The organism is Kocuria sp. CPCC 205297 (genome assembly GCF_040981035.1).
Lineage (GTDB): Bacteria > Actinomycetota > Actinomycetes > Actinomycetales > Micrococcaceae > Kocuria > Kocuria marina.
In genome coordinates this window covers 203,881-219,075 of the sequence record NZ_JAVKPY010000004.1, presented here as the reverse complement: position 1 = coordinate 219,075, position 15,195 = coordinate 203,881, and the positions used below count along the sequence as shown (strand labels likewise).

The following is a 15,195-nucleotide window of genomic DNA, read 5'->3' as shown; positions in this document are numbered from 1 at the left end:
GTACGCGCGTGACGCTACCCCGCGTTACTCAGCATCCGACGGCGCGGCCGTCATGGCCCGCGTGGCGAGCGCCATGATCCCGGGGACGCCGGCGCGGCCGAACGCCCGGCGCTGACGGCTCGCCCCATTACCGCGCTCGAGGATGTGGTGCACCCCCGCCTCGGCGAAGCGACGGTCCTCCTGCGAGGTGTAGTGCCCGCTCACCCGTTCCAGCAGGGTGCTCACGAGTTCCTCGGCTGGGACCAGGGTGGCCGTGACGGGATCCAGGAGCCGACCGCTCAGCCCCCACCGGGCGGACTGCCACAGTGCGATGTCCAGGTACTCCTGGGTGAACGCGACCGCGGGCGGTGTCTCGAGCGCGTAGTTCGCGAGGGCGCGCGTGAGCACCGCGATGGCCACCGAGTCCTGGGCCTCCAACTGGACGTCGCACGCGCGGATCTCCAGGGTGTCGTGGCGGTGGGACAACCGGGCGAGCCAGCTGAGACTCGCGGGGCTCTCCACGGCGTCGAACGCGGTGAGCATGGCCACGCGCGAGTCGTAGTCGTGCAGGTCCTGGAAGTGGGGCGGCACGCCGTTGGTCATCCAGCGGCGATAGTGGATGGAACGCCAGCTCTCGAACCCGGATTCCATGCCCCGCCACACGGGCGAGTTCGCACCGATGGCTACGAGCACGGGCAACCAGCCCCGCAGCCCGTTCAGGGCGCGCACCGCGACCTCCAGGTCCGGGAACCCCAGGTGCACGTGCATCCCGCTGATGTACTGGTCCGCCGCGATGGCCGGGGTCTGGCCGGCAAGTCGCTGGTAGCGGGCGTCGTGGGTGATCTGCGCGGGTTCGGGCCGCACGTCCGGGGCTGCGGCGACGCCCACCACGTCCATGCCCATGGCGTTCGTGGCCTCGCGCAGCGCCGTGCGGAATGTCACGAGCGAGTCCACTGCCGTGGCGGCGTCGCGGAACACCGGGGAGGTCTCCTCGACCTGACACGAGAGCCATTCCGGGGTGGCCGCACCGCCGCCAGCGGTCAGCGACATCAGTTGCGCCGACTGTTCCGGCGTGGGCCGTGCGGGGAGGTTGTCCCCGCGGTCCACCAGCAGGAACTCTTCCTCGATGCCGAACGTGCTCATGGTGCTACCGCCTTGCGTGGTCTCGTGTGGTGGGCCGGGCGGTTCACGTCATTCGCCGCCGTATTTCTCCTCCATGTGGTCACCCTTCGTCGCGGACGCCTCCGCGCCGGCCGCGATGATCTCGCGCAGGCCCTTCTCGTCGAACGTGGTGATCGCCTGCTCCGTGGTGCCGCCCGGGCTGGTGACGGCCTTGCGCAGGGTGGCGGGATCAGCGTCGTCGGGAGCGAGCAGGACGCCCGCGCCGGAGACCGTCTCCTTCGCGAGCACGCGCGCCGTCTCCGGGTCCAGGCCCAGCTGCTCCCCCGCGTGCTGCATGGCCTCGGCCAGGTAGAACACGTACGCGGGGCCCGAGCCGGACACACCCGTGACCGCGCGGATCAGGTTCTCGGGCACCTCCACGACCGTGCCCACGGCGGCCAGCACGTCCTTCACCGCGTCCAGCTGCTCACGGGACACGTGCTCACCCGGGGTCACGGACAGCACGCCACGGCCCACGCTCGACGGCGTATTGGGCATCGAGCGCACTGCCGGCTGCCCCTGCGGCAGGGCCTTCTGCAGGGCGTCCAGCGTGACACCGGCGGCCACCGACACCACCACGGTCCCGGGGTCCAGAGCGGGTGCGATCTCGCGCGCCAGGTCCAGGATCGCGTACGGCTTGACCCCCAGCAGCACGACGTCCGCGCCCTTCACAGCAGTGCGGTTCGCCTCCGCGTCTTCCTCGCCCGCGAACACGGTCACGCCGGTCTCGTCACGCAGCTCCTCCCCCGACGACGCCGATCGGGTCGTCGCGCGCACCGCCCCCTTCTCGGTGCCGCCCGCCAGGACCCCTCGCAGGATCGCACCGTTCATGGAACCGGTTCCCAGGAACGCCAGGGTCAGCTCGCTCATGCCATCAGTCCTTTCACACACGCCCGGGGGCCCTCTCGTGCTGTCGCCGCGCAGTAGGGCTCACGGGGTGTTGTTGCGGTCACGGAACTCTCCTTGAACGGTATCGCGCGGCGGACGGTCCCCGCGAGCGCGCCGGATGGGACTCCGTGCCGTGGGGGTCGGCGGGGAGCACTCCATACGGGGCAAGGGAAGCACCGCGCCCCGCGGCTGCGAACATTCATGGCCCGAAAAGACACGGATCCCGTGTCCAGGCGGCTGTTCCGGGACTTGTGTGTATCCGCCCCTGGTGACCGGGCGGAGGCGCCAACCTCAGCCCGCTCCCACGCCGGTGCGGCCCGGGACATCCTCGCTGCAGAACGCGCGGATTCGGGGCCGAAACCGTGCGTATCGCAGCGCAGACGTGCGCGCCACCCTGGACGGGTGGCGGTGCAAGGCGGTGTGAGGCGGAAGGGGTGGCGGCAACGGCCCGCCGCGGTGCGCCGGGTCCGGGGTCCGGCGGGCTAGCCCTCCACCGTCATGTGGCGGCGCGCGAAAGACAGGGCTTCGGCGAGCCACTCGTCCCGCTCGTCCGCGTCCTTGGTCTTGCGTGTAGAGACCTCGACCCCCACCACACCCTGCCAGCGCTGATCACGCAGGTACTCGAGGGTCTCGGCGACCGGTTGTACGCCCCGCCCCGGCAGGAGGTGCTCGTCCGCCATGGTCTGACCTGAACCGTCCGTGAGGTGCACGTGGCCCAACCGGGAACCGAGTTCCTTGACGGCCGCGAGCGAATCCATCTTGGCGGTGGCCGCGTGGGAGAAGTCCCACGTGACCCAGTCGTAGTCCTGACCCAGGGGGCTGTAATGCGGCGAGTAGACGACAGCCTCACGCCCGCCCACGCGCCACGGGTACATGTTCTCCACGGAGATCTTGGTGTCGGTCATCCGGGAGACCTCACGCACACCGGCCGCGAAGTTGCGCGCGTACTTGCGCTGCCACCGGAACGGCGGGTGGGCCACCACGACTTCCGCGCCCACCTGGTGCGTGAGCTTGGCGGCCATCTGGATCTTGGTCCACGCCTTGCCCCACACCTGTTGCGTGAACAGCAGCGTGGGCGCGTGGATCGTGGAGATGGGCAGCTGGTACTTCTGGATGTTGTCCAGCAGTTGGTGGGTCAGCTGACTCATGCGCTCGTGGGTCACGAGCACTTCCACGCTGTCGTAGCCCAGGCGTTGGGCGGCGTCGAACGTCTCGGGGACACCCTGCGGGTACAGCGAACTCGTGGACAGAGCCACGTGCGGGCGGTAGACGGGTGTGTCGGTCATGAGCTGGTCACCAGGTCCTTGGGATCGACGGTCGAGCTCGTGGAGTCCCGCAGCAACCGGTCCATGCGCCGCAGGATGAGTCCTTCCCGCAGGGCCCACGGGGAGATCCGCAGCGACTCCACCTTGAGCAGGTCCATGGCGGTCTCCGCGACGATCGCCCCGGCCACCACCTGTGCGGCACGGTGTTCGGAGACACCGGGCAGGTCCGCGCGTTCGGCCACGGTCATGGCCTCCATGCGCCGCGTCCACAAGCGTAGGTCCTCCAGGTGCATGACGCGTTGCACATACGGTCCCTGGCCCGACGGCGCCGCCCCGCAGATCCGCGCGAGCGAGCGGAACGTCTTGGACGTGCCCGCGACCAGATTCGGTTGTCCCCCGGCGGCGATCCGGTCCACGGCGGGACGCAGCGTGGTGCGCACGTGCTTGCGCAAGGCCTTGAAGCGGGCCGGGGGTGCGACGTCGTACCCCGCGAGATATGCCCGGTACAGCCGACCCGCACCGAGCGGGACGGACGTGGCGACCGTGGGCAACGCGTTGGTGCCGATCGCCATCTCGAAGGACCCTCCGCCGATGTCGAAATCCAGGACGCGTCCGGCGCCCCAGCCGAACCAGCGGCGCACCGCGGAGAACGTCACGGCCGCCTCCTGGTCCCCGGACAGTTCCGTCAGCGTGACCCCGGACGTGGACTGGACGTGGTCCAGCACGGCGTTGCCGTTGGTGGCCTCCCGGATCGCGGAGGTCGCGAACGCAAGCAGGTCCTCCGCGCGGTGCTCCACGGCAAAGTCACGCGCCTCCACCACGAACCCGGTGAGCAGGTCACGGCCCTCGTCCGTGATCCGACCGTCGTCGTCCTGGTAGTCCACGAGCCGTAGCGCCATCTTGTGGGACGAGTACGGTTCCGGCCGCGACCCCGGGTAGACGTCCAGCAGGAGCAGGTGCACCGTGTTGGAGCCGACGTCCAGGACGGAGAGCCGCATGTGAGTTCCTTCGCTCGCTGGGTGGAGGCGTTGGGTGGGGCCGTTGGGCCGGATCGGATCGCGGGGCTTCGGGACGACCGCGGAGACGACGCCGCCGGGATGCCGCCGCACGAACCGGTCCTACTTGCTCGCGGAACGCCCCGCGCCGGCGGTCTTGCGCGTGGTCTTCCTGGCCGCGCCACTCTTGGTAGCCGCACCCTTGGTCGTGGAACGTTTCGCCGTCCCGCTTTTGGCCGTGCCGCTCTTGGCCGAGCTGCGAGAGCGCGACGTCGTCTTGGCGGGCGCCGGGCCCTTCGCCCGCTTCTCGGCGAGCAACTGGGACGCACGGGCCGCGGTGATCTGCTCGATCGCCTCGGCACGCGGGACCGTCACGTTGGTCTCCCCGTCCGTGATGTACGCGCCGAAGCGGCCTTCCTTAATGACCATGCGCTTCTCGGTCAGGGGATCCGCACCCAGATCCGCGAGCGGGGGCTTGGCGGCCTGGCGACCGCGCTGCTTGGGCTGCGCGTAAATGGTCTTGGCCTCGTCCAGGGTGATCGTGAAGATCTGGTCCTCGGAACCGATCGACCGGGAGTCGGAGCCCTTCTTCAGGTACGGGCCGTAACGCCCGTTCTGCACCGTGATGGTTTCACCGTCGGTGTCCTCACCCAGTACCCGGGGAAGGGACAGCAGCTTGAGGGCGTCGTCCAGGGTGATGTCCTGCAGGTTCATGGACGAGAACAGGGATGCCGTGTTGGGCTTGGGCCGCTCGACCTTCTTGGGCTTGGGCTTGCCGTTCTTGTAGTACTCGGTGGGGATCGCGTCCAATTCCTCCTGCGTGGGCTCCGGGATCACCTCCGTGACGTAGGGACCGTAACGGCCGTCCTTGGCCACGATCATCCGACCGGTGTCCGGGTTCACGCCCAGCTCACGGCCGTCCGCCTTCCCGATCTCCATGAGTTCCCGCGCCTTCTCGGGCGTGAGCTCATCCGGGGCGAGGTCCAGCGGGACGTTCGCGCGCACCGGGTCGGTCAGTTCCCCCGTCTCCGGGTCCACCGTGCCACCGGTCTCGAGGTACGGACCGAACTTGCCCACGCGCAACGTGATCTCGTCCGTGACGGGGATCGAGTTCACGGCACGGGCGTCGATCTCCCCGAGGTCGTCCACGAGCGGCTTGAGTCCTGGTTCGGAGGCGGTGTCACCGAAGTAGAACCCCTCGAGCCACTTGACCCGCTCGGCCTCGCCACGGGCGATCCGGTCCAGGTCCTCCTCGAGCTCCGCCGTGAAGTCGTAGTCCACGTAGTCGGAGAAATGCTCCTCCAACAACCGCACCACGGAGAACGCGAGCCAGGACGGGATCAACGCCGAGCCGCGCACCTGCACGTAACCGCGGTCCATGATCGTGGAAATGGTCGCGGCGTACGTGGAGGGCCGCCCGATCCCCAGTTCATCCAGGGTCTTCACGAGGGAGGCCTCGGTGTAGCGGGCGGGGGGCGTGGTGGTGTGCCCGTCCGCGGTGACCTCGGAGGCGTCCAGGGCGTCACCCTCGGCCATCACGGGCAGCCGCTTGTCCTCGGACTTCTCGGACTGCTTCGAGTTCTCATGGGCGAGATCCGGGTTCACGTCCCGGCCCTCCTCGTACGCGGCCAGGAACCCCCGGAAGGTGATGACGGTCCCGGAAGCCGAGAACTCGGCGTCGGCGCCGGAATGCTCACCGGCGGCGGAGGTGGCCGTGGCGCCCAGGCGGACGGTCGCGGTGCTGCCCTTGGCGTCCTCCATCTGGGAGGCCACGGTGCGCTTCCAGATCAGCTCGTAGAGCTTGAACTCGTCCACGGACAGCTGCGAGCGCACCTGCGACGGGGTGCGGAAGGTGTCCCCCGCAGGGCGCACGGCCTCGTGGGCCTCCTGCGCGTTCTTGGATTTGGACGCGTACACGCGCTTGGAGGCGGGGACGAACTCCGCGCCGTAGAGCTCCTTGGCCTGCGAGCGCGCGGCGTTGACCGCCTGATCGGACAGCGCGACCGAGTCGGTACGCATGTACGTGATGTAGCCGTTCTCGTACAACCGCTGCGCGACCCGCATGGTGGTGCGCGAGGTGAAACGCAGCTTGCGAGCGGCCTCCTGCTGCAACGTGGAGGTGGTGAACGGTGCGGCGGGACGGCGCGTGTAGGGCTTGGTCTCGAGCGAACGGACCGAGAACTCGGCGTCCTGCAATCCGGCCGCGAGCGCCGTGGCCACGGTCTCGTCCAGCGCGGCGGGGGCGTTCTGCCCGGAGGCCTTGAGCTCGCCGCGGTCCGTGAAGTCCTTGCCGGTGGCCACGCGGCGGCCGTTCAGGGAGCTCAACCGCGCGGTGAAGGCCCTCCCGGTGTCCTGCCCCTCGGGCCGGGAGAAGGTGCCGGTGAGGTCCCAGTAGTCGGCGGGCACGAACGCGATCCGCTCCCGTTCGCGCTGGACCACCAGGCGGGTGGCCACGGACTGCACGCGCCCGGCGGAGAGCCCCGAGGAGACCTTGCGCCACAGCACCGGGGAGATCTCGTAGCCGTAGAGCCGGTCCAGGATGCGGCGGGTCTCCTGGGCGTCCACGAGGTCCTGGTCAATCTCCCGCAACTGCGCGAACCCGCGCTCGATGGCCTCCCGGGTGATCTCCGGGAACGTCAAGCGGTACACGGGGACCTTGGGCTTGAGCACCTGCAACAGGTGCCACGCGATCGCCTCACCCTCGCGATCACCATCCGTGGCCAGGTACAGGGCGTCCGCGTCCTTGAGCTTGCGCTTGAGCTCCGTGACCTTCTTCTTCTTGTCCGGGTTGACCACGTAGTACGGGTCGAACTCGTGCTCCACGTCCACCGCGAACTTGCCGTACGGGCCCTTCTTCATGTCCGTCGGCAGCTCGGAGGGCTGCGGCAGGTCACGGATGTGGCCCATGGAGGACTCCACTTCATAGGCGTCCCCCAGGTACCCCGCGATCGTCTTCACCTTGGACGGTGACTCCACGATCAGCAGGCTCTTGCCCGTACCGGCGTTCTTGGTGGCCTTGGATGCCAAAGGTGCTCCTCGTCATGACCCGTGGTTGCGGGGCGGGTCTGTGTTCAATGCTGGCCGTTCATGCTGATCGGCCGGTGGGCGTGGGCGACGGCGCTCGATTCCTCCGCGCGCCGCGTTCACTTCGTGCCCGGGACGTCAGCGTACGACACGCTGGATCACTACAGGTCGTGATCCGGTTCCTCGCCCATGGTGAATTCGCGTCCGGTGGCGTCGTCCGGCTCCAGGACCACGTAGTGGAACTTGTAGTTCGGTGCCCATGGGGTCAGCGGCAATTGTTCCGCCGCCTCCACCTCCGCCCGGGTCTCCAACCGGCGCGCCCGGCCGTGGACCACCGCGGATTCAACATGGGTGCCCTCGACCTTGTCCACCTCGAACGCCACGTGGTTGTTCACCACCAGGCTGGCCAGCTTGGTGCCCTGTGACGTGCGGAAATAGATCTTGCGCTGATTGACCACGTGATTGACCGGGAAGATGTCCACGAGGCCCGCGCCCTGGACGGCAAGGCGGCCGTACGGCATGTCGCCCAACAACTCCCAGACCCGCTGGGAATCCATGACCCGGAAGGGATTCAGGTTCTCGCTCATGGGTTCAGTCTTACACCTCCGTCAGGAAGCCATGTGTGATCAGGCCTTTGATTTCACGCAGCAGCTGGGGTGCCGGGCCGTCCTGCCACCCCAGCAGCGATCCGAGGGCCGTGAGGATCTGCCCCGCGCTGAGCTCGCCGTCGCATACGCCCGCGAAGCCCGCCGCCTCGCTCGAGAGGATCACGCTCCGACGCAGTCCCGCCCCCTGCCGCAACAGGATCAGGGCCGGGTCCGGGGCCCCGGGTGTGCCGTGGCGTTCCTCGGTCACGTCCTGCGCCACGGTGTAGTGCCGCGCGAGCCACGCGGGATCGGTGCCCGACGCCGCTGCCGGGCCGCGAGCGCCGTGGTCCGCCTCGTCGCGCGCCATGCGCAGCATGCGCTCCCACTCCGCGGCGAGCGCCGGGGCGATGGGTTGCTGGATCGGGTGCGGGACGGTCTCGAAGATCCGCGGTGCAATATCCGGTGTTTCCTCACCCGGGCGGTACAACCACACCATACCGAAGCCCACCGCGGCCACGTCCCGGGAGTCGAAGTCGTCCAGGTAGGCCGCGTAGGCACGTTCGTAGTCGGCGACGTCGCGCTGCTGGGACGCGTCCCGCAACCAGGTCTCGGCGTACTCGCACGGGTCCTGCACTTCACGTTGGACGAGCCACGCGCCGGTTCCCGGCGGCACCCACGACGCCGGCCCGCGGGACCACGTGGTCGAGGGCTCCTCGTGCGGATCACGCGGGATCTCCCAGTTCGCGAGCAGGTGCGCGGTGGCCCCCGGGTTCAACACGGTGGGCAGCGCGCCCAATAATTCCCGCACGAGCCGGTCCCCCGGCAGACCGCCGTCCCGATAGGTGAAGCGGTCCTCGGCGTGTTCGTCCGGGCTGCGCGGCGTGATCACGAAGGGCGGGTTGGACACGACCATGTCGAACCGGCGATCCGCCACGGGCTCCAACAGGCTCCCCCGTTCCAGGCTCACCCGGGCGGGCAAGTCCCACGGGTCCACGTCCAGTGCCTCGGCGTTGAGGATCAGGTTGAACCGCGCGGTGGCCAGGGCGCGGTCGGAGATGTCCGTGGCCGTGACGTGGCGCGCGTGGGCCAAGAGGTGGAAGGTCTGGATCCCGCATCCGGTCCCCAGATCCAGGGCGGTGTCCACGGGCCGGCGCGGTGTGGACTGCACGAGGGTCAGCGATGCACCCCCGATGCCCAGCACGTGGTCATGGCGCAGCACGCCCGGTCGCTGGAACGCACCCAGGTCGCTCGCGACGTACAGCTCGGCCGAGGAATCCGTGGCGTAGGGCCGCAGATCCACCGCGGAACGCACTGTGACGGAGGGCGCGGGGGTATCCGCCGCTGCGCTCTCGTCCGGGTTCGCGTGGGACGGGCAGTTCTCACGGAGCCCGCGTGCAGCGGCGTCGACGGCGCCTTCGGCCGACTCGGCGGCGGCATCGGCGGCATCATCGGCCGGCTCAACGCCGGCCTCGACCAGACCCAACCGTTGCAGGCCGGAAGCGCCCACGGAGGGCAGCGCGGCGTCGAGCGATGTGGCCGTTACGGGGTCCCCGAGCAGGAAGAACGCGGCGAGGGTGATCAACGCGGCGACGTCATGGCCCGCGGAATCCGCAGCGTTGCCGACGCCACGCGGTGAGGAGTGAGTATCTTCCGCACCGCCCGGCACCGAACGGAGGTCCTGCGAGCGACGTTGCAGGGCGCGACGGGCAGGGACCGCCTGGTCCCGCGACCACGCGGACATGGCCTGTTCGCCCACGAGGTCCGTGACCCCGTCCACCGTGAACCCCGCGGCCACGAGGTCGTCGTGGAGGCGGGCGATCAGCTCCGGGTCATCGGAGCGCGGGGCATCCGGGACCACGCTGAACGCGGGCCCGGGAGCGGCGTCGTTGGGACAGGAAGAGACCACCCGTCAGTGACCCAACCGGAAGGCGCGACCCGTGATGCGCGTGGGCGTGATCTCCACGAACTCGATCTTCTCCGTCTCCAACCACGGTCGCAGACCAAGCTCTTCCACGTACGCGATCCGGTCCGTGTCCGTGATCATCTCGGCCGTGCCGCGCACCACCACGGAGTGCGCTTGTGAACCGGCGGCGCGGTCGATCTCGACCGTCACGTTCGGGTTCAGTTGTAGGTGCAGGACCTTGGTGCCCTTGGCGGAGCGGAAGAAGATCTTCTCGCCGTCGGTCACGATGTTCAGCGGGGTGATGTCGATCTCGTCGCCGTCGCGAGTCGCCAGCCGTGCGAAGCGTGCCTGCTTGAGCAGCTCCCAGCTCTCCTGTTCGCTCAGCTCGGTGATGGGCGGGACCTGGGACGCGTCATCGTGCTCGTGGGCGATGTTCATGGGGTGCGGGTGCTCAGCGTTGCTCATACCCCCATGATTCCATGCGGGTGCGGGACGTGGGCCAGGTGGCGGTGTCTTCCCCGCATCGGATTCCGGCACCGGGTCCCCGCACAGGCAGGGAGCCGACGACGCGTGGCGGGCCCCGCGCATTGGTGGCCGGGCGGCGTCGTCCCCGCCCGGTGTGGGCCACAATGTCACGGTGACGACTTCGCAGGAGATGGTGGACCTGCTCGGACGCGGACCCCGCCCCGAGCAGGTACGTCATGTGCGCGAGATCCCGGAACGTGAACCCACCCACGCGCCCTGGCCCGAATGGCTGCACCCGGACGTGGTCAGCGCATATGAACGGCTGGGTATCCATGAACCGTACGCGCACCAGGTCGCTGCGCTGACCGCTCCGCGACACGCGATCGTGGCCACGGGCACCGCTTCGGGGAAGTCCCTGGTCTACCAGTCCCTCGTGCTCGACGCCGTGCACCGGGGCAAACTCGCGGTGGCCGAACGCCCCGGCCTGCTACACCATCCGGACGAGGCCACGGCCCTCTACATCTCGCCCACCAAGGCCCTGGCCGCGGACCAGCTCACGTCCCTGCGTGCGCTCGGCTTCGCGGACGTGCGCGCGGCGACCTACGACGGGGACACCGATCCCGGCGAGCGCCGTTGGATCCGGGAGCACGCCGACGTGATCCTGTGCAACCCGGACATGCTCCACCACGGGATCCTGCCGCATCACATCGGCTGGTCGCGGTTCTTCCGGCGGCTGCGGTTCGTGATCGTGGACGAGGCACATTCCTACCGGGGGGTGTTCGGTTCGCACGTGGCCGTCCTGTTGCGCCGACTTGTCCGGGTCGCGGCGCATTATGGGGCCTCCCCCGTGTTCGTGGGGGCGTCCGCCACGAGTGCGTCCCCGCAGCAGTCATTCGCCAAGCTCATCGGCGCGTCCGAACAGGACGTGACGGCGGTGACCCGTGACACCTCGCCCCACGGTTCGCGCACCGTGGTGCTGTGGGAGCCGGAACAGTCGCCCGGCGGTTCGGACAACGGCGCGCCCCGTCGCCGCACGGTCACAGCCGAGGCCTCCGACATGCTCACCGACCTGGTGCTGCGTCAGATCCGCACGATCGCGTTCATCCGTTCCCGCCGCGGCGCGGAGACCATCGCACAGGCGGCCCACCGGCAGCTCGAGGAGGTGGACCCCTCGCTCGGTCATCGCGTGGCCGCCTACCGTTCCGGATTCTTGCCGGAGGAACGCCGCGAGCTGGAACAGCAGTTGCGGGACGGGCGGTTGCTGGGGGTCGCGAGCACGTCCGCACTCGAGCTCGGGATCGACATCGCGGGGCTCGACGCCGTCCTGGTCGCCGGGTGGCCCGGCACCCGCGCGTCCTTCCTGCAGCAGATCGGCCGCGCCGGGCGGGCGGGCCAGCACGCCTTGGCGGCACTGATCGCCGGTGACGATCCCCTCGACGGCTACTTGGTCAACCACCCCGAGGCAATCTTCGACGTCCCCGTGGAGGCCACGGTGTTCGAGGCCTCCAACCCCTACGTGCTCGCACCGCACCTGTGCGCGGCCGCCGCAGAACTGCCCCTGCGCCCCGACGAACTCGAGCTGTTCGGGCCCACCGCGCGCGACGTCGTCGACTCCCTCACGGACGCGGGGCACCTGCGCCGACGTCCGAGCGGGTGGTTCTGGACCCGGTCCGAACAGCCCGCCACCATGGTGTCGATCCGTTCCGGGGACGGCGGTCCCGTGCAGATCATCGACTCGGAGACCGGCTCGGTGCTCGGCACCATGGGCGCTCCGCAATCGCATTACCAAGCCCACCCGGGGGCGGTCTACGTGCATCAGGGCCGAACCTATCTGGTGGAGGAACTGGACGAGGAACTGCACGTGGCGGCGGTGCGCCGCGCGTTCCCGGACTTCTACACGGTCGCGCGGGACATCACCGAGGTCCGCGTGCGGGACGTGCGCGATTCGATGCAGTGGGGTCCTGTGAGCATCCACCGCGGGGCCGTGGACGTGACCACCCAGGTGGTCAGCTATCAACGCAAACTGGTGGCGTCCAACGAGGTGGCGGGTGAGGAACCCCTGGATCTGCCGCCCCGCCAGTTGTCCACCACGGCCACATGGTTCACGGTCTCCGGGGGTCAGCTGGCCGCGATGGGGATCGAGGAACCGGACATCCCCGGCTCCTTGCACGCCGCGGAACACGCGATGATCGGGCTCCTGCCACTGTTGGCCTCCTGTGACCGGTGGGACGTGGGCGGGCTCTCGACCGCCCTGCACGTGGACACCGAACTGCCCACGATCTTCGTGCACGACGGCCACCCCGGCGGTGCGGGCTTCTCCGAGCGCGGGTACGACATGTTCCGGCACTGGATCACCGCCACCCGGGACGCGATCGCGCAGTGCGAATGCGAGTCCGGTTGCCCCTCGTGCGTGCAGTCCCCCAAGTGCGGCAACCGCAACAATCCGCTCGACAAGGCGGGGGCGCTCAAGCTGCTCAACGGGGTGCTGTCCTTCGCGCCGTGATGCGCTCGCGGCTGCCACGCGGCGGGTGGCCGTCCCGCAATGGCTGACTACTCCGAGGTGGGGGACCACTCCGGGGCGGGCGCCTGCTGCGGGGCTGATGGCTGCTCCGGGGGTGAAGTTCCCGGAGCTCATGGCTCCCCCGGCGGCGGTCCGGCCCGGGACACCCCGGTGGCCGGGCCCAGTGACGCGAGGGGTTGCGGCAACTCGATCACCGCGGTGACGTCCACGATCGTGTTCTCAGGGGCCACCACCGCGCACTCGGACAACTGCGCCCCGTTGTCAGCGGCCACCCGCGCAGCCACATCGCACGGGACGCCGGGGCTCAGGCCGCGAGCGACGTCGGCCGCGGCGAGTGCTGCCAAATCCGCCGCCTTGGCCGCACGGTGCGTGAGGATCGCGGCCTGCCCGACGAGCAGGACCACCAGGAGGACAAAGCAGAGCATCACGGCCAGTGTCAGACCGTGCACCGTGCCGGACCCCTCGTCGCGATGATCTCCCGCGCCCACTGCTCGAGTCCGGCGACGCTCGTGCACCTCGTCCGACGTCATGTCACGGCCTCGCATGATCAAGCGTCCCCGGCCCGGCGCTCGGACCCCCGGTGGTTCCGAGAGCGGTGTCCACGGCCGCGCTGCCCGTGGCCTGCAAGCGCCAATCACTCCACGTCCCCAGGATCCCCGGGGCGGGGCCGTTCACCGCGACCGTGACCCGGTCGTCCGCGACGCTCACCCGGACGACGGCGGTGTCCCCGGCGATCTCACGCGCCGTGCGTTCCACGACCTCGGCGGTTTCTCCCCGTGCGGCGGCGCGCGCGGAGGCCCGGGCGGCTTCCTCGTAGCGCACGGTCGTCATCCCGGCAGCTGCGGCCGCGAGCAGAACGGCCAGGAGCAGGACGAGACCGGGCATAATCACGGCCGTTTCCACCGTGACCGCTCCGGCATCCGGATGTCGTGGTGGGTGCTCCGGCTGTCCCGGTGGGGCTTCGGCGCGATCGTGCACCGGCACGGTTCTTGACCTTCTCATGGGAGTCCTCCTTCTACGGACGGCCACGCGCTCGCTCACCGGCACTCCACGGTGTTCGAACCACGGTGTGACTGGGGACCGTGGCAGTTCCGGGCGGCGTGGTGGTGGCCCACTCCGACGAGCGGGTCCGCCGGAACAGAAGCGCGGCGGGCCCGGGGGCTCGGAGTGGTTCGGGTGTATGCGGTTCTGGCACCGGGCCCGGGCCGCAGGGTGGCCGGTCCTACGCGGCCCTCCCACGGCCCGGGCCCGGTGGGTGTGCGGTTCAGACGGCCAGGGCCTTCTGGATGATGCCGAGCAACATGCCCGACACGGAGTCCGAGGACAGCACTGCGGCCATGACGCCGCCGAACGCGGCGGCCGCGAGCACGATGACCGCGTACTCCGCCGTGGACGCCCCGAGGTCCGGGTCGTCCGGATCGATGGCGGTGCGGGGCCGCACCTCGGCGGTCGGCATCGACTGGGTCGCATCCTCCACGGGGATCTCCGTGGGATCGTCGAACGCGGTGGTGCAGGCGGGAAGCGTGATCGTGGACATGGTGGTATTCCTGTTCGTTGGGTGTTCGTGATGTGTTGAGGGGTGAGATGGCAGCGGTGTCGCGCACCCGCCTTCGTGACAAGTGGAAGGTTGCAAATACGTGTCTAGATCGGGGCGCAGCATCCTGCGGGCGGTCCTCTCCCCCTCCCCGCAGCGTGAGCGCCGTGCAGGCGCGCGTGGCCGGTCATGATCCGAAGACCCTGGGCAGCAAACTCATGAGCACGGGGACCACACCCCAGCACATGAACGCGGGCAGGAAGCACAGGCCGAGCGGCAGCACGAGCTTCACGGCGAGCGCCTCGGCCGCCCGTTCGGCGCGACGGTACTGCGCTCGCCGCACGAGGTCCGCCTGACCCCGCAGGACGGACGCCGAGGCCGTGGCGGAGGTGGCCGTGAACTCGAGAGCGTCGCGGAAGTCGCGCATGTCCCGGGACAGTTCTTGATCCGCGGGCCACGCCGCGTCCCACGGGAGCCCGAGTCGCAGGGCGGCCGCAACCCGACCCAGCTGCTGGTGGACAGCTCCAGCGCAGCTGTTCGCGAGGACGGACACGGCCTCCGCGAGGGGCAATCCGGTCTCAAGCTGGCATGCCGTGAGTTCCACGAGTGCCGCGGCGGGTAGAGGGGGGATCGACGCCGCCGTCGCAGTTGCTGCACGGACCGAGGGGCCCAGCGATGCGTCCGCCGGCATTGCCCAGGTCGCCACACTCCGAGCATCCCCGGTCGCTCCCGGGGTCGTGGATGACCCAGACGACCACCCGTTCACCCCGGTCGATCCGATGTCCCCGCCCCGGGCCAATCCGCCGTGAACGGTCGACGTGGCCTTTGAGCCAGGACGATGAAACCCACCATTCAACCCCGAACGGGACGACC

At 69.6% G+C, this 15,195-nt stretch carries 13 protein-coding genes; 1 reads left to right on the top strand and 12 read right to left on the bottom strand.

What is annotated here, in order from left to right; all coding sequences use genetic code 11:
- Window positions 1-24: 24 nt before the first annotated feature.
- The 8 genes from RF650_RS05320 to RF650_RS05285 form a co-directional block, all read right to left on the bottom strand.
- Window positions 25-1,122: a YbdK family carboxylate-amine ligase gene (locus tag RF650_RS05320; RefSeq protein WP_368814290.1), complete on the bottom strand. Its 1,098-nt coding sequence runs from the start codon at window positions 1,120-1,122 to the stop codon at window positions 25-27.
- A 48-nt stretch (window positions 1,123-1,170) separates the two neighbouring features.
- Entirely contained in the window at window positions 1,171-2,010 is an 840-nt protein-coding gene (proC, locus tag RF650_RS05315; RefSeq protein WP_368814289.1) for a pyrroline-5-carboxylate reductase, read from the bottom strand.
- Between the two features lie 500 nt (window positions 2,011-2,510).
- On the bottom strand, window positions 2,511-3,314 hold the full coding sequence (locus tag RF650_RS05310; protein WP_368814287.1) for a sugar phosphate isomerase/epimerase family protein: 804 nt from the start codon (window positions 3,312-3,314) through the stop codon (window positions 2,511-2,513).
- Window positions 3,311-4,291: a Ppx/GppA family phosphatase gene (locus tag RF650_RS05305; protein ID WP_368814286.1), complete on the bottom strand. Its 981-nt coding sequence runs from the start codon at window positions 4,289-4,291 to the stop codon at window positions 3,311-3,313. The genes RF650_RS05310 and RF650_RS05305 overlap by 4 nt, the downstream gene beginning before the upstream one ends.
- 120 nt (window positions 4,292-4,411) lie before the next feature.
- Window positions 4,412-7,315, bottom strand: a complete 2,904-nt coding sequence (topA, locus tag RF650_RS05300; protein WP_368814285.1) for a type I DNA topoisomerase — start codon at window positions 7,313-7,315, stop codon at window positions 4,412-4,414.
- A gap of 158 nt (window positions 7,316-7,473) precedes the next feature.
- On the bottom strand, window positions 7,474-7,899 hold the full coding sequence (locus RF650_RS05295) for a pyridoxamine 5'-phosphate oxidase family protein (protein ID WP_085106222.1): 426 nt from the start codon (window positions 7,897-7,899) through the stop codon (window positions 7,474-7,476).
- Between the two features lie 10 nt (window positions 7,900-7,909).
- Window positions 7,910-9,805 carry a methyltransferase gene (locus tag RF650_RS05290; protein WP_368814284.1) on the bottom strand — a complete coding sequence of 632 codons (1,896 nt, stop codon included), beginning with the start codon at window positions 9,803-9,805 and terminating at the stop codon, window positions 7,910-7,912.
- A 3-nt stretch (window positions 9,806-9,808) separates the two neighbouring features.
- Window positions 9,809-10,267 carry a pyridoxamine 5'-phosphate oxidase family protein gene (locus RF650_RS05285; protein WP_082943346.1) on the bottom strand — a complete coding sequence of 153 codons (459 nt, stop codon included), beginning with the start codon at window positions 10,265-10,267 and terminating at the stop codon, window positions 9,809-9,811.
- A 190-nt stretch (window positions 10,268-10,457) separates the two neighbouring features.
- Between RF650_RS05285 and RF650_RS05280 the strand changes: the two genes are divergently transcribed.
- Window positions 10,458-12,770 carry a DEAD/DEAH box helicase gene (locus RF650_RS05280; RefSeq protein ID WP_368814312.1) on the top strand — a complete coding sequence of 771 codons (2,313 nt, stop codon included), beginning with the start codon at window positions 10,458-10,460 and terminating at the stop codon, window positions 12,768-12,770.
- A gap of 128 nt (window positions 12,771-12,898) precedes the next feature.
- On the opposite strand, the gene RF650_RS05275 is transcribed toward RF650_RS05280, so the two are convergent.
- The 4 genes from RF650_RS05275 to RF650_RS05260 form a co-directional block, all read right to left on the bottom strand.
- Window positions 12,899-13,318: an Rv3654c family TadE-like protein gene (locus RF650_RS05275; RefSeq protein WP_239319103.1), complete on the bottom strand. Its 420-nt coding sequence runs from the start codon at window positions 13,316-13,318 to the stop codon at window positions 12,899-12,901.
- 1 nt (window position 13,319) lies between these two features.
- A complete protein-coding gene (locus RF650_RS05270) occupies window positions 13,320-13,679 on the bottom strand; it encodes a TadE family type IV pilus minor pilin (protein ID WP_276401456.1) in 360 nt (119 codons plus the stop codon).
- A 373-nt stretch (window positions 13,680-14,052) separates the two neighbouring features.
- Window positions 14,053-14,325 carry a DUF4244 domain-containing protein gene (locus tag RF650_RS05265; protein ID WP_239319101.1) on the bottom strand — a complete coding sequence of 91 codons (273 nt, stop codon included), beginning with the start codon at window positions 14,323-14,325 and terminating at the stop codon, window positions 14,053-14,055.
- A 184-nt stretch (window positions 14,326-14,509) separates the two neighbouring features.
- Window positions 14,510-14,926: a type II secretion system F family protein gene (locus RF650_RS05260; protein WP_240505565.1), complete on the bottom strand. Its 417-nt coding sequence runs from the start codon at window positions 14,924-14,926 to the stop codon at window positions 14,510-14,512.
- Between the last annotated feature and the right edge of the window lie 269 nt (window positions 14,927-15,195).